The sequence below is a fragment of the Streptococcus parasanguinis genome (genome assembly GCF_031582885.1).
GTDB lineage: Bacteria > Bacillota > Bacilli > Lactobacillales > Streptococcaceae > Streptococcus > Streptococcus parasanguinis_M.
On the sequence record NZ_CP133988.1, the window covers coordinates 1850205 to 1872607 of the forward strand.

The 22403-nt window shown below is 41.2% G+C and carries 20 protein-coding genes; 2 read left to right on the forward strand and 18 right to left on the reverse strand.

Annotated features, from left to right (window positions below; all coding sequences use genetic code 11):
* The 9 genes from RDV49_RS08895 to RDV49_RS08935 form a co-directional block, all read right to left on the reverse strand.
* Positions 1 to 486 carry an LURP-one-related/scramblase family protein gene (locus RDV49_RS08895; protein WP_023917679.1) on the reverse strand — a complete coding sequence of 162 codons (486 nt, stop codon included), beginning with the start codon at positions 484 to 486 and terminating at the stop codon, positions 1 to 3.
* A 253-nt stretch (positions 487 to 739) separates the two neighbouring features.
* On the reverse strand, positions 740 to 1684 hold the full coding sequence (gene prsA, locus RDV49_RS08900) for a peptidylprolyl isomerase PrsA (protein ID WP_003006393.1): 945 nt from the start codon (positions 1682 to 1684) through the stop codon (positions 740 to 742).
* Positions 1685 to 1756: 72 nt separating this feature from the next.
* Positions 1757 to 2476, reverse strand: coding sequence for an O-methyltransferase (locus RDV49_RS08905; protein WP_003006390.1), 720 nt, complete (start codon positions 2474 to 2476; stop codon positions 1757 to 1759).
* 1 nt (position 2477) lies between these two features.
* Complete coding sequence (gene pepF, locus RDV49_RS08910) at positions 2478 to 4280, reverse strand: oligoendopeptidase F (protein ID WP_003006387.1); 1803 nt, start codon at positions 4278 to 4280, stop codon at positions 2478 to 2480.
* 72 nt (positions 4281 to 4352) lie between these two features.
* Positions 4353 to 5303, reverse strand: a complete 951-nt coding sequence (locus RDV49_RS08915; protein WP_003006384.1) for a competence protein CoiA family protein — start codon at positions 5301 to 5303, stop codon at positions 4353 to 4355.
* Between the two features lie 73 nt (positions 5304 to 5376).
* Complete coding sequence (locus RDV49_RS08920; RefSeq protein WP_003006381.1) at positions 5377 to 5958, reverse strand: hypothetical protein; 582 nt, start codon at positions 5956 to 5958, stop codon at positions 5377 to 5379.
* A 167-nt stretch (positions 5959 to 6125) separates the two neighbouring features.
* Complete coding sequence (locus RDV49_RS08925; RefSeq protein ID WP_003006378.1) at positions 6126 to 7298, reverse strand: MFS transporter; 1173 nt, start codon at positions 7296 to 7298, stop codon at positions 6126 to 6128.
* A gap of 58 nt (positions 7299 to 7356) precedes the next feature.
* Complete coding sequence (locus RDV49_RS08930) at positions 7357 to 8715, reverse strand: DUF1958 domain-containing protein (RefSeq protein ID WP_003006375.1); 1359 nt, start codon at positions 8713 to 8715, stop codon at positions 7357 to 7359.
* A 188-nt stretch (positions 8716 to 8903) separates the two neighbouring features.
* Positions 8904 to 9611, reverse strand: coding sequence for a glucosamine-6-phosphate deaminase (locus tag RDV49_RS08935; protein ID WP_003006372.1), 708 nt, complete (start codon positions 9609 to 9611; stop codon positions 8904 to 8906).
* Positions 9612 to 9918: 307 nt separating this feature from the next.
* Here RDV49_RS08935 and queA point away from each other — a divergent pair, with 307 nt between their 5' ends.
* Positions 9919 to 10947 (forward strand): tRNA preQ1(34) S-adenosylmethionine ribosyltransferase-isomerase QueA, encoded by a 1029-nt coding sequence (gene queA / locus RDV49_RS08940; RefSeq protein WP_003006367.1) that lies wholly within the window; start codon positions 9919 to 9921, stop codon positions 10945 to 10947.
* A gap of 11 nt (positions 10948 to 10958) precedes the next feature.
* Positions 10959 to 11429: an arginine repressor gene (locus tag RDV49_RS08945; protein ID WP_003006364.1), complete on the forward strand. Its 471-nt coding sequence runs from the start codon at positions 10959 to 10961 to the stop codon at positions 11427 to 11429.
* Between the two features lie 29 nt (positions 11430 to 11458).
* Here RDV49_RS08945 and RDV49_RS08950 read toward each other — a convergent pair whose 3' ends face one another.
* From RDV49_RS08950 to sodA, 9 genes are all read right to left on the reverse strand, one after another.
* Positions 11459 to 12793, reverse strand: a complete 1335-nt coding sequence (locus RDV49_RS08950; protein ID WP_003006361.1) for a dipeptidase — start codon at positions 12791 to 12793, stop codon at positions 11459 to 11461.
* 19 nt (positions 12794 to 12812) lie between these two features.
* The gene (locus tag RDV49_RS08955) at positions 12813 to 14327 is read right to left on the reverse strand and encodes a YfcC family protein (RefSeq protein WP_003006358.1); all 1515 of its coding nucleotides are present in this window, start codon (positions 14325 to 14327) and stop codon (positions 12813 to 12815) included.
* Between the two features lie 124 nt (positions 14328 to 14451).
* Positions 14452 to 15396: a carbamate kinase gene (arcC, locus tag RDV49_RS08960; RefSeq protein WP_003006354.1), complete on the reverse strand. Its 945-nt coding sequence runs from the start codon at positions 15394 to 15396 to the stop codon at positions 14452 to 14454.
* Positions 15397 to 15481: 85 nt separating this feature from the next.
* The gene (gene argF, locus RDV49_RS08965) at positions 15482 to 16498 is read right to left on the reverse strand and encodes an ornithine carbamoyltransferase (protein WP_003006350.1); all 1017 of its coding nucleotides are present in this window, start codon (positions 16496 to 16498) and stop codon (positions 15482 to 15484) included.
* 84 nt (positions 16499 to 16582) lie between these two features.
* On the reverse strand, positions 16583 to 17812 hold the full coding sequence (arcA, locus tag RDV49_RS08970) for an arginine deiminase (RefSeq protein ID WP_003006347.1): 1230 nt from the start codon (positions 17810 to 17812) through the stop codon (positions 16583 to 16585).
* Between the two features lie 236 nt (positions 17813 to 18048).
* A complete protein-coding gene (locus tag RDV49_RS08975) occupies positions 18049 to 18738 on the reverse strand; it encodes a Crp/Fnr family transcriptional regulator (RefSeq protein WP_003006344.1) in 690 nt (229 codons plus the stop codon).
* Positions 18739 to 18897: 159 nt separating this feature from the next.
* Positions 18898 to 19965: a serine hydrolase gene (locus RDV49_RS08980; RefSeq protein ID WP_003006341.1), complete on the reverse strand. Its 1068-nt coding sequence runs from the start codon at positions 19963 to 19965 to the stop codon at positions 18898 to 18900.
* Positions 19966 to 20063: 98 nt separating this feature from the next.
* Entirely contained in the window at positions 20064 to 21536 is a 1473-nt protein-coding gene (locus RDV49_RS08985; protein WP_003006339.1) for a helicase HerA-like domain-containing protein, read from the reverse strand.
* Positions 21537 to 21746: 210 nt separating this feature from the next.
* Complete coding sequence (sodA, locus tag RDV49_RS08990) at positions 21747 to 22352, reverse strand: superoxide dismutase SodA (protein WP_003006336.1); 606 nt, start codon at positions 22350 to 22352, stop codon at positions 21747 to 21749.
* Between the last annotated feature and the right edge of the window lie 51 nt (positions 22353 to 22403).

Here is a 22403-nt window from a genome sequence, read left to right on the forward strand (position 1 = left end):
TTAATTTGCGCTAGCTTCTAACATTTCGACATAATCGATGGCGACACACAGTGAGATGACTAAATCAGCGTATTCATCCTCATACACCGATACTTGATAAGTAGAGGTTAGATGAAAGAGTTCCTTGCTAATCTCAGCGACGATTTGATCCCGATCATCAAACAATTTGAATTCTAGGTCCCAGATATTTCCTTGTACCCTCAGTCCCAAATCTTCGATATCGTATTTGTCTCTAAAGAGCGTCAGTTTTTTATGGATAAAAAAGCGGTCCCCATCCTTCAACTCAACCACAAATTTGGGAAGAAAGCTGATTGTTTTTTTAGTAATGTGGCTCACTTCTTGTCCATTCTTATCATAGATGGTAAAAGTCTTGGGAATCTTAAGAAAAGATCCCTCAACCTGGTACTCAACATTTCCCAACTCATCTTTGATATCGAACCGCTCGCCACCCAATCGAAATTTTTGTTTCACTTGATAGGTTCGCATCTTTTGATCTCCTTTAAAAAGCTCCAGACAACTGCCCACAAACAAAAGACAAGCCACTAAACGAAGGGCGAAAAACCGCGGTACCACCTTCATTCAATGAACTTGTCATTCTTCATTTTGTATGCAATTGTCTCAGCCGAGTAGCAAAATCATTTCTCTTCCATGGCTCGCACCCCCGCCACTTCTCTGATTCCGAGTAACAATGATTTATTCTCAACTATTTCATTATACAAGTTCCAAAAGGAACCGTCAACTATTTTTTAGATGATGAGCTGCTATCGCTCGTTTGAACACCGATATTTTGCAAATATTGGTTAAATGTTGATTTGAAGGCATCATCTTTGACCTTGATATTGGCATTGGTCATCGCTTTTGCAATAATGCTACGGATGTAGTTGGTATCTTGCTTACGACCGTCAACAATGATCTCTTTCAAACGTTTTTCGTATTTCTTCCAGTCAGAACCTTTTTCTGTCTTCTTATTCAATTTGACAATATAGTAGCTAGCAGAATAGTTTTGACCTGCTGAAACTGTGATCACATCTGAAATCCCATTTTCATCCAACTTAAAGGCAGCTTCTTTGACTTGAGATGGAATATCTGCTGTTCCTGAATCGAACTTAACTTCGCCACCTTTGTCTTTTGTAGTAGTATCTGTTGAATTGTCTTTGGCGATTTGGGCAAAGTCTGCACCTTCCGCTTTAGCTGCTTCCAACACTTCTTTTGCTTTGTCTTCTGAATCTAACTTGATAATTTGTGCTGTTACTTCTGGTGTGTAAGATTCAAAAGCCGCCTTGTAGTCAGACTCTTTGATATCTTTCTTAGCAGCTTGGTTGACTGCATATTCTAACAACATATTGCTACGGATTTGTTTCTTCGCTGTTTCTTCCGTCAAGCCTTGTTGCGCCAAGTAAGCATCGAATCGGTTCCCCAATTGTTTCTTTTGTTTAGCCAATTCTTTATCGACTTCTTTATCGGAAACTTTTGATCCATATTCTTTTTCAAAGACTTTATTGATGGTCATTTGGAAAAGAACTTGTTGAGCACCTTGGTTGGTTTTGATTTCATTATAGAAATCAGAAACTGTGATCGTGTCCCCTTTCATGGTCACGATATCTTTGTTTGTGCCATTGGCACACGCTGCTAGTGTTACGACTGATAGCAAGGTCACAGCACCCGCTACAAGTTTTTTCTTCATGAAAATTATTCTCCGTTCCTTTTTAAACTTCTTCTATTTTACCACAAATTAGAGAGAATACCTTAAATTTACCTAAAAAGAGCTAGGATCTGGCAAGGTTACCGTCTCTGCATTTTTCCGAATCATCAAAATACCATCTCCAAGTGGCACCAAACTAGCGGTCAAATCTGGATGATTGAGAGTCGCATGAAAGAGGTTCTGAAGCCCCCGGTAAATGGTTCGTTGCCCACGACGCACTTCCATGATGTCCTTGGCAACATCTCCTCCTTGGAAAATATCATCCAATACCACGACTCCCCCAACCTCTAAGAGTTCGAGAATTCGTGGCAAAAAGACGATGTACTTAGACTTAGCAGAGTCCATGAAGACAAAGTCATAGGTCTCTGTCAAATCCTGCAAAACATCTACTGCATCTCCTTCAAGCAAGGTGATTTGTTTTCTCTGATCGTATTTAGCCAGATTTTCCTTAGCAAAGCCAATCATCTCTTCATTCCGATCAATAGTGGTAATTTGTGCATCGGGAGCATTTTCGGCCATTAAGAGCGCTGAAAATCCAATTGCTGTCCCAATTTCCAGGATTTTCTTTGGTTGTAGGGCTTGCAGGAGTAGTCTAAAGTAAGCTACCGTTTCATGCGGAATAATCGGAATATTTTCCTTGCGGGCGAATGCTTCTAACTCCTCCAAGGCACCTGCTACCGGTTTTTGACGCGTGCGCATAAAGTCAACGATCTCGTCTTTAACCACTGGCCGGCGCATATTGTGGTTGGCATTTTTACTATAAGACTCTACCATCTTATGCGAGTCCTAATTTTTCTACTAGGGCTTCAAATTCATTCAACCGACGTTCAAAGACCGCAAAGGCTGCGTCCAAGTAGTCTTCTTTTTCCATATCCACACCTGCTTTGCGGATGACATTGAGTGGATAGTCAGAATTTCCAGCCTTCAAGTAGTCGATATATTTACCACGATCTTCTTGTGTTCCATGAACAATCTTTTCAGCTAAGGCTGAAGCTGCTGCAAAACCTGTTGAATATTGGAAGACATAGTAGTTATAGTAGAAGTGAGGAATCCGAGCCCATTCATATTGGATCTCAGGGTTGTCTTCTTTTGAAAGGCCATAGTATTTTTCATTGAGCTCTGCATAGAGGTTGTTTAAGAATTCACTAGTCAAAACGGTACCTTCTTGGTCTGCTTTATGGATAGCATGCTCAAATTCAGCAAACTGCGTTTGACGGAAGACAGTTCCACGGAAGCCATCCAAGAAGTGATTCAAAATAGCAAAGCGAGTTGCATCGTCTTCTACTTCTTCTAACAGACGTTCAGTCAGGATATTTTCATTGGTTGTAGAGGCGATTTCAGCAAGGAAGATGGAATAGTCCCCATAGACGTAAGGCTGGGTTTCACGGGTATAGCTAGAATGCATACTGTGACCAGTTTCATGCACCAAGGTGAAGAGATTATCCAATGTATCTTGCCAGTTCAACAACATGAAGGCATTGGTATCATAAGAACCACCTGAATAAGCACCTGAGCGTTTTCCTTGGTTGACATGCACATCAATCCACCGTTCGCTGAAGGCTCGTTTTACACGAGAAAGGTAGTCCTCACCCAAAACAGCCAAGACTTCTTCTGCTTTGGCCAATGATTCTTCATAGGTAAACTTGTAGTCTGTATCGGATAATGGCGTATACATATCGTACATCTTCAAGTCTGAGATTCCAAGAATTTTTGAACGCAATTGCACATAGCGTTGCAAGAGTGGCAAATGTTTGTTCACAGCTGCTACCAAGCTATCATAAACACTTTCTGGTACAAAGTTTTCAGAAAGAGCCGCTTCACGGGCAGATGAGAATTTGCGAACTTTGGCATTAAAGTTGTGAACTTTCACATTGGTTTGCAAGGTTTTAGCATAGGTATGTTGGTACTGTTCATAGACCTTGTAGAGACCTTCGTAAGCTTCTTTACGAACGGCACGATCTTTTGATTCTACCAAAGAAATATAGTTTCCATGGGTTAATTGAACTTCTTCGCCCTTGTCATCATGTACAGTTGGGAAAACAATATCTGCATTGTCCAAGATTTCAAAAGTTTCACCACCTGCCGCAAAGATCTCACCAGCTCCTGCAAGTAATTCCTCTTCTTTTTGAGACAAGACATGTTCTTTTTTCTCTAGCAAACGATCAAAATAATGACCATATTGTTCTAAGGCTGGAACCTCACTCACAAAGGCTTTGTATTGCTCATCCGTAATGGCCATGAATTCAGGCTCATAGAAGGCAAAGGTTTCACCTAACAAGCTATAAAGAGACATCCCTTTTGATTGGTACTCTTGGTATTTAGCCACTCGTGTATCTTGGTCATTTTTCATATGAGCATAGACGTAGACCTTTTCTAAGCGACGGCTCAATTCCAAATATGCATTGGTTGTATCCAACAGTGTTTGCGCTGAATCCAACAAATGGCCAGCATAGTGGCTTGCTGCTTTAATATCTGCAGCTAAGCTTGCTGCTTCTTCTTCCCAAGCTTGATCTGTCGCAAAAATTGTCGACAAATCCCATTGGTATTTTTCATCAATTTCATTACGTTGTTTTACCATTTCGATTAATCCTCCAATGGTACTATTTTAGCATAAAAATGAACATTTCGGGAGGATTTCTATCTTAGAAAGTTAGCTTTTCTGCTGAGCATAAAAACGTGGGGGATAAAGGATCTGAACAGGTTGGATCCCTTGCGACTGATAATAGGTCATAAACTGCTGGTAGTAATCTTCTACATCCTCTTCAATTTGAAGTAAGTTCTGTGAAAGGATCGGACGACAAAGAGGATAAAAGAAATCTAGCCCCAGTTCCATCAGATGGTGTCCCTGCAAATAGAGTTCTTCCTGAAGTTTCAGCCACTTTGGGTGACGATAAAAGAGTTGCTGCTGGATATACGTTAAAAATGTACGATCGAGCTCGACTGCCATTTGCTGCATGGATTGCGAAAGATAAGGGGTTCGTAAGACTTCCAGTAAAGACTTTTGACCAAAAGGGAAAATTTCTGTTTGATAATGCAATCGTCCTCGTAAATCCTCATGAATGAGGTATTGCAAACGTAGCTCTTTCTTTGTCAGATCCAATTCCCAAAGATGGAACCCGCGATTCTGACTAAAATAAAGAAAGCCAGCCTGCAGCTTTGTTAGTCTTTTCTTGAGCCACAAATTTTTACCAAGTAACCAATAGACCTGGTAACCATGGGATCGATAAGCATCACTTCTCTCCTTCAAGCGTTCTAAAGATAGGGAGCTGCACTGCACTTCCAAAGCTAAGTTCTTGTCTACTACCAAAAGATCGGCAATTTGTTGAAAGTCTGCTAAATAACTTTCTACCTCTGTTTTAGACTCCCTAGAGGCCCAGTTATAAAGACTTGCTTTCAATTCCAGATGTTCAAAACTCTCCGCTTCGTGATGATAGGGACAATGCTGTAATTCTACATGAGCAAAATGAGCCCTTAGAACCGAGCCATTTTTTAGACGCACTGGACTATGACAAGCCAAGCAATAGAAGGGACCTTCTGTCACAGCTGGGATCTCTTCCATACAGTTCCACCGCTTTTGATTGTTATCCATGGCAATAAACATCGCCCCACCTCCTCATCTATATCATTCGAAAAAAAATAAGAAAAAGGCTGGAAATTCCAACCTTTTCTTCCTTTTATTCTTCAGAATCTGAATCTGAATCATCACTGTCGTCATCTGCAACAGGAGATTTACTCAATTCTTTCTGCATATCTTTCAATTCTTTACGACGACTTTCCAACTCGTCTCGAGCATCTTTCAAGATTTCGATCAAAGCTTCACGGTCTTCTTTAGGAACGACTGTACTATCTGAACCGATGCTTTCCAAACCTTCATTAAAGATATCTTTTTGGTTTTCTAATTCTTGCTTCAAGGCACTAATCGTTGCATCGTATTGTTCTTTTGCGGAACCTGTCACTGAAGAGCCTGCTTCTTCCGTAAGAGAAACTGTCTGATCCATTAATTTTGCATACAACTTTTTGAAGTCGCCCACTGTTTTTGCCTTACTGATGTCCTCATCTGTAACGACACTTGAAGTTGACCCTTTTTCTGAATCTGTTGAAGTATCCTTACTTTTTGTAGTGTTGGCAGATTTGCTCGTCACTTTAGTAGTTGATTGACTATTTGAAGTTTCCTTCTTTGTTTCTTGCTTATTTGAACAAGCAGCTAGGGAAACAATCGTCAAAAGAGCAGCTGTCGATAGGATCATTTTTTTCATAAAATGGTCTCCTTTATTTTTATTTTACCTCATTCTACCATCGAATACTTTGACTGTCAAATTAATCACTAGTTCTTAATATTAGCAAAAAAGTTGGACAAAACACTGTGAAATCAGTGTTTCTGTCCAACTCCTCGATGATTAGTCATACAATTGTAACAATTTCATTAGTCTACTTTGCCACCAAAAAGGCCGTGAGCCTTCCCTTGGGGCATTTTTAAGGCAAAGCTCAGCAAAAAGACGATCCCTACAACCCCTGCTAAAAAGAAGCTCATGACTTGGTAACCACCTCTTTCAATACAGAGGGCTGCGAGGAGTTGTAAAAGAATGGTTCCTAAATAACGAGCTCCTTGGACAATGGCCATGGCAAGAACCAAGTCTTTGCCATTTACCTGTTGGGCGATAAACCGTAAGGAGACCATAATCAAAACCATCCCTGTCGTGTGCTTAGCTAAGAGAGTCATTATCACTTTTAAGAAGACAGGACTTGGAAGAGCATAGACAGCATATTGAGCGAAAATAATTCCGATTGGAAGAGCAATCAAAACCCGTAAAGGCCAGTGGTCCATGAATCGATCAGAGAAAAAGATCAAGGGAGCTTCCACTACGACGGAGACAGCTACAACCGTAGAGGCAATATGGACTGGTAGACCACTATCCATGAGCAACTCAGGAATATAGGTATGACCAATATTTCCAACCCCTGAAGCCAACCCAATCAACACAATAAAGAAGAGATAAGGTCCATTGTGAAGAAGAGGACGAATAGAGACAGGGTGTTTTTCCTTTTCTACGACTGTCTCTTTTTTCTTCATTCGAACCGCACTTAGGCAGAAGAGACTCAATACAATGGTGATCAAAACCGTATAATAGACTGCTTGGGGACTAAACTGATGATAGACCCAGCCAGCTATTTGGACACCGACCGAGTAGCCAATGGTTCCCCAAACGCGAATCTTCCCAAAAGCGTATGGACTTTGTGTTGCAAAAACTTCCATCATGGGAGCTGTCCCATTCAAACAGACTAGAACAATCCCATAAAAAACAGTCAGCCAAAAGAGATTGGGGGCCCAAAGAAAACCGAAGACACCACCAATGATCACACTCAGACTGAGGGTCGTCATTTTTACGATTCCAAATCGCTCATTGATATACCCAAAGAAGGGTTGGGCTACCATGGATAAGAAAAAGGCAACCGATACCAAAGTCGACACTTGAGTTGCACTATAGTGCTTTCCCATCAAATAGACGGAAATGAGGGTCGTAAAGAGAGATGTGGACATAAAATAAAAACTATAGAGTAGCATATAAGCCACATAAGAATTTCGGAATTTTTTCATATAAATCCTTTCTAAAAATATCGGAATGGGACAATGACAAAACCCAACTGACAATCAGTTAGGTTTTATTTTGTTCTTTATTATAGCGCTTTTGAGCCTCTTTTTTGCGTCTCTCACGACTTTGTTTTTCAATCGAGAGAATGATGACAAGAATAAGAATGGGAATCAAGATCAGGAAGTGATCTAGCGAAAGCCATTTACTGTGCTTAGCCGTTGTCTTTTTCCCACTTGCTGTTTCTTTGACAAGCTCTGGCTTGGCTCCTTCTTCCACCTTCATATCATCTCGGATACCTTCAGACAAGGTGTAGAGATCATTATCTACTGTCAGATAGCCATCTTTTACCGCAAGGGTCGGTTCTTTAGCCCCTTTTTTAACCGTTGCATAGAAGGGTTTTTCAAGTGTATAGGTCTTGCCGTCAATCTTCTGGACACCTGCATCTAACAATTTTTTATAGCCAAAATCTTTATAGGCTTTTTCGATCAAGGCATTGCCAAACGGGTGACGGTAATATTCCCCATCTTGGTCTGCCCAATCTCCTACGCCCATAATGACAGCAATTAAGCGCTGATTGCCCCGTTTGATGGTCGCGATATAGTTGAAAGCTCCACGAGGGCTTGAACCAGTTTTCAAACCATCCACACCTTTCAAGGCATACTTGGCTCCTGGCAATGAATAATTGTAGGTATCAAAGGTTTCCTCATATGGAGTCCCTTTTTTGACCGTGACTTGTGCTTGATTGGTATAGTTTAAAATATCTGGGTATTGATTGATAAAATGATAAACCAGAATCCCTAAATCACGCGCAGTTGTCTGGTTGGCCGCATCATTTGGATAATTGTTGACCTGATAGTAGCCCTGCAAGGTGGAGATGGCCGCCCCACTCGGGTTATTCCAGACCGTATTGGTCATCCCTAATTCCTTAGCCTTGGCATTCATGCGCTCGATAAAGGCATCTGGATCATTGTTGGACATGAGATTGGCCAACATGAGGGTCGATACATTTGAGGATGGAACCACTGTCATGGTAATCAACTCAGGAATTGTGTAGTCTACCCCAGCAACAATATTATTGTTGGAGATCTCATAGATCTTTCCGATCGCTTGGTCTGAAGCGGTCGCCTTGATCACTGTATCCTTACTGATCTTGCCATTTGCCATATCTTCAAACAAGAGATAGAGCGTCATGAGCTTACTCATGCTGGCAGGATCTCTGACTTCATCGATATTGTCTTTCCAAAGAACATTGCCCGTATTTCCGTCAATAATAAGCGAAGAATGTGGACGGTTAATGGCTTGGACATTGTCATTTGGATACATCTTTTGCGCCATATCTACCAATTCATCCGCACTCGCTAGAATTGGCTGGCATAAGAGACTCAGAAGGAGGCAAATATGGATCAAATATTTTTTTATCATAAACTTTTCCTTTATAACAGACTAATCAGCTGGAGGCTAAAATAAGCTTCTAGCCCTCATGCCCTTTCCTCTTGTCTCCCAGTAGATGAAAAGAGCTAATCCCAGCAGATAATTACTTGTATTGTACCATATTTTGAAGCAGAAAAAAACCTATCTGGCCCGAATAAATCGGCGATAGGTCCTGTTTTTTATCGACTTAACAAGCTCAAGGCTTCCTTATCCGCAATAATGGTCACATTTGGATGTCCTTGAAGGGCACTAGCTGGCACTTTTTCTGTCCTTTCACCCTCTACTGTACCTTTGATTGCTTGGGCTTTTGATTCCCCATAAGCAAACAAGACAATTGATTTCGCAGCTAAGATATTGGCAATCCCCATCGAAATGGCTTGGGTTGGTACATCTTCGATCTTATCAAAGAAACGAGAATTGGCCTCAATGGTAGAGGCATCCAACTGAACTAAGTGGGTCTGACTATCAAAGGATGTCCCTGGCTCATTAAAACCGATATGCCCATTGCGTCCGATTCCCAAGATTTGAAGATCCACTGGATGGTCTTCGAGTATTTTGTTATAACGGATCACTTCTTGATCGGCAGATTCTTCTACACCTGATGGGAGATAACTTTCTTTGAATGGTTTGGCATCAAAGAGGTTTTTCTCCATGAAATACCGATAAGATTGAGGATCATCTCCCGTCAACCCTACGTATTCATCTAAGTTCACACTGATTAGATTAGACAGATCCAAATCACTTTCACGAATTTGTTTATAAAACTCAAGGGGACTGCTTCCAGTCGCAAGACCTAAGGTTTGAGCACCTTCCTTTAAAGTTTCTTTCAATATATCAAAGGCAACTTTTCCACCCTCAATTTGGTCCTTTACTTCAATAATTTTCATTGGATAGACCTCCTATTTCTCTATGCTTTTATTATATGGTATAGACCAATTTTTGTCAAGTGAAACCGCTATCTTTTTCTGGCATTTTTTTCATTTTCAAGTCGATTCGTGATATAATGAAAGGTATGATTGTATCACTATTATTCATCATTTTTTTGATCGGACTCCTTGTCTTTCTCTTATCTTTCTTGATTCATCAAAGAAAGATTCTCAAGGTCCTGATCTTTTTGATGGGAATCAGCCTGATGCTCTTAGCTGTCGGGACTACCATCTATCTACTCACAAATTTATTATAAAAGGAGCGCAAATGAATACTAACGACTTTGACTTTGATTTGCCTGAAGAACTGATTGCTCAAACCCCTCTTGAAAAACGAGATGCCTCTAAACTCTTGATCCTCGATCGAAAAACAGGGCAATTCCAAGACCGTCATTTTGATGCAATTTTGGATGAATTGGAGCCAGGAGATGCTCTTGTCATGAACAATACGCGCGTTCTACCTGCCCGTCTTCATGGAGTCAAACCAGAAACAGGTGGTCACGTCGAATTCCTTCTCCTTAAAAATACGCAAGATGACTGTTGGGAAGTCTTGGCAAAACCTGCAAAACGCTTAAAGGTCGGGGCCACAGTCAGCTTCGGAGATGGTCGTTTGACCGCAACTGTCGAGGAAGAATTAGAGCACGGAGGCCGTATCGTTCGCTTCCACTACCAAGGGATCTTTTTAGAAGTTTTGGAAAGCCTTGGTGAAATGCCACTTCCTCCCTATATTCACGAAAAGCTTGCTGACCGCGAGCGCTACCAAACTGTTTACGCCAAAGAAAATGGTTCTGCTGCAGCTCCAACGGCAGGTCTTCATTTCACCCAAGAATTGCTCCAAAAGATTGAAGCAAAGGGTGTTCATCTTGTTTACTTGACCCTTCATGTAGGCCTAGGAACCTTCCGTCCAGTATCCGTGGACAATCTTGAAGACCATGAGATGCACTCTGAATTTTACCAACTTTCTGAAGAGGCTGCTGCGACCCTTCGTCAGGTAAAAGCTGCAGGAAAACGCATCGTGGCCGTCGGAACGACTTCTATTCGAACCCTTGAAACGATTGGCAATAAATTTGATGGAGATATCCAAGCCGATTCAGGTTGGACCAATATCTTTATCAAACCAGGTTATGAATGGAAAGTCGTCGATGCCTTTTCAACCAACTTCCACCTTCCAAAATCAACTCTGGTCATGTTGGTTTCTGCCTTTGCTGGCCGTGAATTAACCCTCGAAGCATACCACCATGCTATTCAAGAACGCTACCGTTTCTTCAGCTTTGGGGATGCCATGTTCATCAAGTAAAGGAGTCTCTCATGAATAAAATTGAAAGTCGCCACCGCTTGATCCGCTCGATCATTTCTGAGCGTAGGATTCATACCCAACAAGAACTCCAAGAAGCCTTAGAAGCCAATGGCGTTCTCGTTACCCAGTCCACCCTTTCACGGGATGTTAAATCCTTGAATTTGGTAAAAATTAACGAGGGGGATAGTTCCTACTATGCCATGAACACCATCGCTCCTTCCCGTTGGGAAAAGCGCCTGCGGATGTATATGGAAGATGCCTTAGTTATGTTACGGCCCGTTCAAAACCAGGTCGTTGTAAAAACTCTTCCAGGTCTGGCCCAATCCTTTGGAGCTATCTTAGATGCATTGGAACTTCAAGAAATTGTAGCCACCATCTGTGGAGATGATGTCTGTTTGGTTATCTGCGAAGACAACCAAGGAGCTTTGGATTGTTTTGAAAAATTAAAAGAATTCACCCCACCCTTCTTCTTTAGTAAATAAAAAGTTTGGAAACTAAGTTTCCAAACTTTTTATTTTGTCGCTAGTCGCTGAATGGCTTCTCGATAGATTTCCATCGCAGCGTAGAGATCGTCAATTTTTGCTCGTTCATTGGCCTGGTGCTCGGTCTGTTCTGCACCTGGGAAAAGAGCGCCGAAAGCGACACAATTTTCCATGGTCCGAGCAAATGTCGCACCACCAGAAGACATAGCTGGCGTCTTATCACCAGTTTCTTCCTGGTAGACGGCCATCAAAGAGCTGACTAAAGGACTATCCAAAGGAACATATAAAGGAGCTAAATAATCAAACTCTTCATATTCCAACTGATAACTAGCTGCAATTTCTTGCAAACGAGCTACCAAGGCATCCTTGTCTGCTAAGACGGGGATCCGGATATCAATCCCGATTTCCGATTGTTCTTGATCGATCACAAGGGTCGCAAGATTGAAGGAAAGATCCCCACTTGGTTCATCTGTAATTTTTCCAAATAGGGCTTCTCCAGTTGCATCCTCACCAACAGCATCTGCAATAAAGAGCAAGGCTGGGTGGGGTTGGATGAGGGACAGACTTTCCGCTAAACCGACAATGGCATTCACTCCTTCGGCTGCATCTTTGGAGTGCTTTGAAACTCCCATAACCGTTACAGAATCTTCTGTTTGGCTATACTGAACCCCACTTTGATCCAAAACGGGAAGCAATTCTTCTAAACGATGACCTGCATAGGTCGCTTTATCTGGAACAACATTGAGGGCCTGACCAGCCTGTAAAGGAAGATCATCCCAACCTGGGCCATGCAATTTCACTTGTAACAAGCCTTTTTCAGCATAGGTTAATGGGAAAGAAGAATCTGGCGCAAACCCAAGATCTGCTTGTTCTTCAATTTGATTGTAGCGGTTCATACAGCGCCACAAGGTTTCTTCATCCGTCCCAAAGATAAAGCGGATTCGTTTGGTAAACTGGATGCCATCATCCAGCAAACTCTTAACTGCATAGAGGGCAGCGAGTGACGGCCCCTTATCATCCTGCACACCACGACCTACTAGATAGTCACCGACAACAGTCGCTTCAAAGGGTGGCGTTTGCCAATCTTTTAGATCACCGGCTGGAACAACATCCAAGTGACAAAGAACGGCCAGGAGTTCTTCCCCCTGACCGATCTCTGCATATCCATAGTATCCTTCAGGATCTATATATGTTTGAAAACCTAATTCTTGAGCAAACTCTAAGGTTTTTTCTAGGACATCTTGGATAGCTTGTCCAAACGGTGTTCCATTTTCCCCTTCATTTAACACAGAAGGGTAAGAAATGATGGTTTGAAGAGAGTTTAAAAACTGCTCTTTTACATCGTCTTTTATTCTATTTTTCATGAAACACCTCACTCACTTCTTATAAGAATGTAACGAAGGTTCCAAGAAGAAGGAGAACAATTGTTACTACTATAATTGCAACAACAAGTTTTGCCATGAATTTCCACCAAGTAGCAATGTTGATGCGGCCAAGAGCAAGAGCTCCCATTACAATACCAGAAGTTGGTGCGATCAAGTTCAAGACACCAGATGCTGATTGGTAGGCAGTGATGATCAAGCTAGGACGTACATGTACGAATTCTCCAAGAGGAGCCATGATACCCATTGTCGCGCTGGCAAGACCAGATGATGATGGGATCAAGAATGACATTGGCAAGTAGAAAATGTAAGTCAAGACGATGAAAACTTGAGATGAAAGTCCACTGAGTCCTTCTTTACCCCAGTTCAAGATAGTATCAGTGATCATACCGTTGTTCATGATGACTTGGATACCACGAGCGATTGCTACGATAAGAGCAACACTCAAGAGGTCAGCTGCACCATTCATGAAGGATGAAATAATTTTTTCTTCTTTCAATCCGTAAACAATACCGATTAAAATACCCATAAAGGCAAAGAGCATTGCTCCTTCAGGGAAGTACCATGAACCGAGAGCTTGAGTTGAAGTACCAACAATCTTACCAACTACTGGAAGGCCTGTTAACCAAGTATTAAAGTCACTGAAAATAGTAACATGGAGATCATTCCAAGGAATGAAACTCAAGACCATCAAGACAAAGGTCAAAACAAAGAGTACAAAGACTTGTTTTTGTTTCTTTGTAAGAGTTGAATTAACATTTTCATCATCCTCACCAACATTGAAGAATTTCATATCTTCATCACGAGTTGCATAGGTGAGAGATTTGGTTGGGTCTTTTTGGATCTTATCTGCATACTTGTAAACAAACCAAGTGCTAAGACCAGTTAAGACAACCCAGAAAATCAAACGAAGGATGATACCTTCACCAAGACCAACACCTGCAGTTGAAGATGCGATACCTGTTGCAAATGGGTTCAAGGTAGATGCCAAACATCCAATCTGTGAACCGAGCAAGATAATGGCTACCCCAGTCAAACTATCAAATCCAACGGCCATCATAACTGGCACAAGGAGAGGATAGAAAGCCATGGTTTCTTCACCCATACCATACGTTGTACCACCAAGAGCAAACAAAGGCATAAGAACCAAAATCAACATTTTTTCGCGACCTTTGTATTTCTTCACGATGGAAGCAATACCAGTGTCTAGCATCCCAGTTTCATTGACAACACCAAGGAAACCACCAACCATTAAGATGAAGAAGGCTACATCAATCGCCGCACTAGTTTCTTTAATCAACGAACCTTTTTCAGGTGTTGTTCCTAGCATGGCACGAATAGGAGCCATCAAGACATCCCAAATCCCTTGAGGATTTTGCGGTTGTGACTTATAAACACCATCCACAAAAGCTCCAGCTGGGATAATCCAAGTCAACACTGCCATAATAGCAATGATGATCAACAATACGGTATAAGATGAAGGCATCTTAAACCCTTTTTTAGCTTTTTCACTCATTTGTCTTCCTCCTAACGCAACAAAGTGTGAGTGATGTTTTACAAGAGTCTCTTGTAAAACGCTTACCTATAGACTTATTCTATCACAATAAGCTTTAAAATACTAGTTTTTTCCTAATTTTTCATTAGTCTTTTTGGATGATTGTTCCACTTTCAGACTCAATCAAAGCTCCAAGGTTTTCAAGTGATGTAATAACTGCTTTTCCTTCTGGACGACCATTTACAAAGGCAATCGCAGCTTCTACTTTAGGAAGCATGCTTCCTGGTGCAAATTGATCTTGTTTGATGTACTCTTCCAATTGAGCGACATTGACATGTTCCAATTTTTCTTGGTCTGGTTTGTTGTAGTTTACAAAGACATAGTCTACACCAGTCAAAACGATGAAGAGGTCTGCTTCTACTAACTCAGCCAAACGTTGTGATGCAAAGTCTTTGTCGATAACAGCTTCAACACCAGTCAAGCTACCATTTGCTTCTTTCACAACTGGGATACCGCCACCACCAGCAGCAACAACGACTTGTCCGTCGTTCAACAAGGTACGGATGGTATTGATTTCTTTGATATCCACTGGTTTTGGTGAAGCCACAACTTTACGCCAGCCACGACCAGCATCTTCTTTGAAAGTTGCACCTGATTTTTCAGCTTCTGCTTTTGCTTCTTCTTCTGAGTAGAATGGACCGATTGGTTTGCTGAGGTTGACAAAAGCTGGGTCGTTCTTATCAACAATGACTTGTGTCACAACAGAAGCCACATCTTTTTCGATTCCTTCTTCATGAAGAGCATTTTGAAGAGCATTTTGAAGCCAGTAGCCAATGCTTCCTTCGGTCATAGCAACTAATGAATCAAGTGGGAAAGCAGGGTTCTTTTCAGAGTTTGCTGCCAAGTGTTGGAGCAAGAGGTTCCCTACTTGAGGACCATTTCCGTGAGTGATGATCAAGTCATCCCCGTTTTTGATTAATTTGACTAAGTGTTTTGCTGTTTCTACAAGTGCTTCTTGTTGAGCTTGAGCAGAAGGATCAGATGAGAGTATAGCATTTCCTCCCAAAGCAACGACGATTTTTCTTGACATAAGTTTTCCCTTTCTATAAAAAATAGGGGCAGGACTAAAGCTAGCAGTCCAGCCCCTATAGCTGTTGGTATACGGTTATAAAGTCTTAAACTTTTGGAATATACAAGTTACCAAGAGTAGCTGCCATAACCGCTTTGATAGTGTGCATACGGTTTTCAGCTTGGTCAAAGTGACGAGCATATTTGCTGCGGAACACTTCGTCAGTAACTTCCATTTCTTCTACGCCGAATTTTTCAGCAACATCTTTACCGTAAACAGTATTTGTATCGTGGAAGGCTGGCAAGCAGTGCAAGAAGATCAAGTCTTCGTTATCAGCTTTCTTAATCAAATCCATATTTACTTGGTAAGGTTTCAAAAGGGCAACACGTTCTGCAAATTTGTCTTCTTCACCCATTGATACCCAAACGTCAGTGTAAAGTACATCTGCACCTTTCACTGCTTCGTCAGCATCTTCAGTGATCAAGATATGAGCGCCACTTTCTTTTGCAAATCCTTCTGCCAATTCAACGATTTCTTTTTCTGGGAAGAGTTCTTTTGGTGAGAAGATGTGTACGTTCACACCAAGGATAGCACCTGTTACAAGAAGGCTGTTCGCAACGTTGTTACGTCCATCACCACAGTATACAAGTGTCAAACCTTCCAAACGTCCAAAGTTTTCTTGAACTGTCAAGTAGTCTGCAAGCATTTGAGTTGGGTGCCATTCGTCAGTCAAACCATTCCATACTGGAACACCTGAGAATTCAGCCAATTCTTCAACCATACGTTGGCTGAAACCACGGAATTCAATACCGTCAAACATACGTCCAAGAACTTTAGCAGTATCTTCTGTAGATTCTTTTTTACCAAGTTGGATGTCGTTTGCACCTAAGTATTCTGGGTGAGCACCAAGGTCGATAGCTGCTGTTGTGAAGGCAGCACGAGTACGAGTTGAAGTTTTTTCAAACAAAAGCGCAATGTTTTTACCAGCAAGATAGTGGTGTTCAATGTTGCGTTTTTTAAGGTCTTTCAAGTGAGCTGAAAGTCCGATAAGGTATTCTAACTCTGCACGTGTAAAGTCTTTTTCTGCCAAGAAGCTACGTCCTTGGAACACTGAATTTGTCATTCTATTTGTCTCCTATTTTCTTTCTAGTATTGATCAGTAAGAAGAAAGAGCTGATCCCCAAAGACCAGCTCTCAGTCTTCTCTATTAGATTTCTTCACGTTCAAATGGCATTGACATACAACGAGGTCCACCACGACCGCGAACCAATTCACTTCCGCGGATCTTAATCAAACGAAGTCCGTATTCTTCTAATTTCTTGTTGGTAACAGTGTTACGGTCGTATACTACTACCACACCTGGTGCGATTGTAAGAGTATTTGATCCGTCGTTCCATTGTTCACGTGCAGCAGCAACGACGTTGCCACCTCCACATGGAATCAATGTAACTTTTTCAACACCAAGGTTTTCAGCAAGCAATTCAGCCAAATCACCTTTTTCTTCAACGATCTTCAATTGTTCGTTTTCATAAGTTACAGAGAAGACGCGAAGGTTACCTTGGATTTCTGGGTGGATTGTGAATTTATCGTAGTCCACCATTGTGAATACTGTATCCAAGTGCATGAATTTACGGTTGTTCGCAAATTCGAAGGCCAATACTTTCTTGAAGCCAACGTTCTTCTTGAAGATGTTTACCAACAATTTTTCGATTGATGCAGCATCAGTACGTTGTGAGATACCAACTGCCAATACATCTTTAGAAAGTACCAACTCATCTCCACCTTCGATACGAGTATCTTCTTCACGGTTGTAGACAAGTTCAACTTTTCCACCGTAAACTGGGTGGTATTTGAAGATGTATTTACCATACAAAGTTTCACGGTTACGTGTATCTGCGTACATGTGGTTCAATGATACTGCATTACCAATTGTTGCAAATGGGTCACGTGTGAAGTACAAGTTTGTCATTGGGTCGATAGCAAATGGATAGTCAGATTCAACAAGGTCTGTCAATCCTTTTGCTTCTTCAGGAATTTCTGGAAGTTCAGCTTTTTGAACCCCTTCCATTGTTTTTTCAACCAATTCTTGGTTGTCTTCAATGCTGTGAAGCAATTCACGGATCGCAATTTTTGTTTGGCGTCCACGAATGTTCGCTTCTTCAAGGTATTCTTCGATGAACTGATCACGAATTTCTGGAGAAGTCAATGATTCAGCAGCCAACTGCTCAAGATAAAGTACTTCGATTCCTTCGTTACGAAGTGCTTCAGCAAATGCGTCGTGTTCTTTTTGAGCATCTTCCAAGAATGGAATATCATCAAAAAGAAGACGTTCAAGATAGTCAGGCATCAAGTTTTCCAACTCTTTACCTGGACGGTGCAAACAAACTTTTTTCAGTTTTCCAATTTCTGAGAAAACATGAATTGGGTGTGTAGACATCTATAGTCCTCCTTTTTTCTTTGAGCTTGTTCACAAGCTTATTACAATTGTTATTATATTCTTTATTGGTACCGCTTTCACAAAGGATTCTACTTTTTGAATGCAAAGAATTTGGCGTTTTTTTGAATCCTTCCTATTTTTTAGTTAATATGAAGCGTTTTCTTTGCATATTTTGCCTTTTATATTATTTTTATGAATATATATTTTTTTGTAAAAAATAAAAAAAGATCAACGAATTAGTTGATCTCTTCAAAACTTTTTAAAAAGTAGGCTGTATCTAGAAAAGTTAGTTGTTTTCTCTCATACTGGATCTTATGAGAATCGATGAGTTTCTTTAAAACTTGATTGACGGTTTCTCTAGTTGTGGCTGCTAATTTGGCCATTTCCTTCATACTAATTGGAAATGGAAGCTGATTTCCTAGACCTTCATAGTCCTTGCACAGAATGGCTAAGGATTGAATCACGCGCTCACTGGCACTAGCTGTCACGACATTGCGCAAGCGCAACTCTTGAAATTCTAAGATGGAGGAGAGCTTTCTCATAATAAAGAGCAACTGCTCCTTGCTCTCTTGGGCATATAATTCATAGAGATTGACGGGAATCACGAAACAACGCAAATCCGTCACCGCACTAGCTGTATAGTGGTAACGCTCATCCTGGAACATCCCACCATAAGGGAACAGAGCCCCCTTCTTAATATAATCCATATAGGAGAATTGGTCAGACGAATCAAATTGCTCAATACGAGCAAAGCCTTTTGCCAGAAGAAAAATGCGCTCCCGCCTATCTCCTGCATAAAATAAAATTTGTCCTTTAGGGATATCCCTGGCATGAATTTCAACAGCTAATTTATCAAATAGCTCCACTGGTAGCGCAGAAAAGGCTGGATGCGAGCGGAGCAACTGGTAATCTTCCTTTGTAATCATGTCTATACTTCCTCTTATTACTATTAGTAGTATAACATACTTTTTATAGAAAAGGGAAAGAAGTCTCTTTAGAACAGAAAAGTAATTCGAAACACCAAGTGAATTTCATCCTACTTTGATAGAATAAAAGGCCTGAGCAACCCTCAGACCTTCTGTCGATTATTCATTCATATTGACACGATGCCATTCATTGATAACATAAGCCAATTGTCCCAATTGATAAAGACCAACGCCACTGATTTCAGAACTTTCTGGAGTCGTCCCTCCAAGTCCTGCAGTGTAGATAGCAACCAAATAAGGAGTCGATTCACGGACAATCGCATCCACATTAAGTGCTTCAGCAACATATCCTGGTTTTTGTTGAATCACCAAATCTGGCAAGAATTTTTTATAGTACTCACCTGGGAAAGACTCCCCGATCAGTTCTAGTAAATCCGCATATTTTTCTTGATGATTCCAAAGATATTCCAAGACATGGATGTAATAATCCGTTGTCGTTTTATTATCTTCGCTAAAGGTTTTAACCTCTGGTGAACGAGATTGACCATAGCGACTGAACAACTTACGCGCTTGCTCCATCCCCCCTAAACGATCTGCCAAAGCATAGGCTGGGGTGTTTTCAGAGTAAACCAATGAATAGCGCTGCATATCAGGAATAGACATGGCTCCATCAAAGGCAGCAACGTAATTGTCATGCTCTCCTACATATTCATAGTAAGTATTGGTAATGTCAAACCGGTCTGTTAAATTGAGTTTGCCCTTTGCGACTTCATCCACCACCAACATGTTCAACGGTAGCTTATAGGTACTACCTGCCGTCATTGGTTGAAGATCATTCATGGCAAATTGCTCTCCTGTAATGGCATTGCGATACGTGAAGGCAACTTGTGACGGATCAATTCCACTTTCTGCTAGGAAATCCTGGACAACCTCTACTAAACCTTTATTAGCATAATCATAGACAAGGCCATAAGCGCTCATCGTTTCCATGTCTGCATCTACTACTGCTTGCTTAGCTTCAGGAGATTTGACACGCGGTTTTTTCGTCTCAGGGGTAGACTTTTCGATATCTTGTTCTTTTGCTTCTTTTGTTTTCTTTGCTTTTTTTTCAATTGCTGATGCTGTTGGTTGCGTAACATGCAAGTAGCCCAGTGCGCTTGTTCCCACTAAGCACAATAAAATACTGACCGCAATCATGATCGAGCGTAGATTAAAATATTTTTTCATACGAGATTAATTATAAAAGATTCTACTGAAAATAACAAGAATTATCAGAAAGAGAAAACGGTTTCTTTTTAAAAAGTTTATTTCTTTTCATCAAAGGCTTATTTCCGTTTAAAGGAGCCCATAATTAGCTTAGCAATCTCACGCGCAATCGTCCGGAATAAGGAACTCAAGAAGGAATCCTTGGCTTTTTCAAGACTGGATTTTCTTGGACGACCTGGACTACGTTTTTGAGCCGCCTTATCTGCTGCAGCTCGTTCTTTTTCTGCTTCTTTTTGCTCTTCTTCTTGTGCTTCCTTGCTTGCTTTAGCTGCTAATTTTTCATAGGCAGATTCTCGATCAATCGTCGTCGCATACTTTTGATGGAAAGGCGATGTCGTGATCAAGGCCAATTGTTCACTCTCATTTAAGAGGTCAAAACTCGATTGAGGAGAGAGAATGTAAGCACGCTCAACCACACTAGGTTGCCCCTTTTCATTGAGGAAAGAAACCAAGGCTTCCCCTGTCCCTAATTCTGTGATCACTGTTTCTGTATCAAAGTCTGGATTCGGACGAAAACTTTGGGCAGCAACCTTAATCGCCTTCATTTCTTTGGGTGTATAAGCCCGAAGAGCATGCTGAACACGATTTCCAAGCTGTGCCAAAACAGATTCTGGAAGGTCTTGAGGATTTTGGGTAATAAAGTAAATCCCTACACCCTTCGAACGAATTAGGCGTACCACTTGCTCAACCTTCTCAAGAAAGAGCTTGCTTGCATCCTTAAAGAGGAGATGCGCTTCATCAAAGAAGAAGACCAATTTTGGCTTTTCAGGATCCCCAACCTCTGGAAGTGTTTCAAAAAGACGAGACAGCATCCAAATCAAAAAGGTTGAGTACAATTTTGGTGAATGAAAGAGCTTTGTAGCCGAAAGAATATTGATATACCCACGACCAGATGCATCGAGTTGCATGAAATCATTTAAATCAAGTGCTGGCTCTCCGAAAAACTGATCTGTTCCTTCTTCTTCAAGAACCAAGAGACTTCTTTGGATGGCTCCGACAGATTGTTTGGTGATATTGCCATATTGGGCTGAATAGTCTGAACTGTGCTCATAGACTTCCTTTAAAAGGCTTTGTAGGTCCTTCAAATCAATCAAGGGCCAATCTTTCTCTTGGGCCACTTTAAAGACAATTGCGAGAATTCCTGATTGGGTTTCATTCAAATCAAGCAGACGAGAAAGAAGCAATGACCCCATCCCTTCGACAGTCGCCCGAACAGGATGACCAGCTTGGCCAAAGACGTCCCACAATCGAACAGGGAAAGCTTGTGGCTCAAACGGATCTGTGATCCCAAGAAGCTTGTAGCGTTCTTCCAGTTTTGGCGTCCATTGCCCGGCTTTGGCTAAGCCAGATAAATCTCCCTTGATATCGGCTAGAAAGACCGGAATACCTTCTTTGCTTAATTTTTCTGTTAGGACCTTGAGAGTAACCGTTTTTCCTGTTCCTGTTGCACCTGCAATCAAACCATGACGATTCAACATCCGCAAATAGATAGGCGTCTCAACGGCTCCTTTAGTAATGGTAACACTAGTCATTTCATTTCTCCCTGAATGTTTCAGTTTTCATTTTAAGGTTTATCTTTTCCTTGCCTAGGCCCTTCAAACCAGGCTTCAGACAAGTAAGACACACTCCTACTAGTGTATCATTTTCCTGACCAAACGCAAGAAATTATACTCCGATTTTTCGGATGCAAATAAAAAAATCTATAAGAGCCAATACTTGCTCTTATAGATTCCTTCATTTTATTATTTTGCTGCTGCAAACAATTCATTAACTTTATTCCAGTTGATCACTGAGAAGAAAGCTTTGATGTAGTCAGGACGTACGTTACGGTATTTTACATAGTAGGCATGTTCCCAAACATCCAAACCAAGGATTGGTGTTTTACCTTCAGAGATTGGTGTATCTTGGTTTGCTGTTGAAGTTACTTCGAGTTTGCCTTCTTTGTTAACAACCAACCATGCCCAGCCAGAACCAAAACGTGTCGTTGCTGCTGCTGTGAAGGCTGCTTTGAAGTCTTCAAATGAACCAAATGTAGCATCAATCGCTGCAGCAAGTTCTGCTGAAGGAGCTGTTTGTTCTGGAGTCATCAATTCCCAGAAAAGAGCGTGGTTCAAATGACCACCACCATTGTTGATCACAGCTTGGCGAATGTCAGCTGGAATGGATTCAACATCAGCTAACAAGCTTTCAAGGTCTTCTCCAATTTCAGGATGTTTTTCAAGAGCTGCATTCACATTGTTTACATATGTTTGATGGTGTTTATCATGGTGCAAATGCATGGTTTCTTCATCGATATAAGGTTCCAATGCATCATAAGCATATGGTAATTCTGGTAAAATGATAGCCATTTTATGGTCCTCTTTTCTTTATTACTGACTTGATGATAACTCAAACAGCTA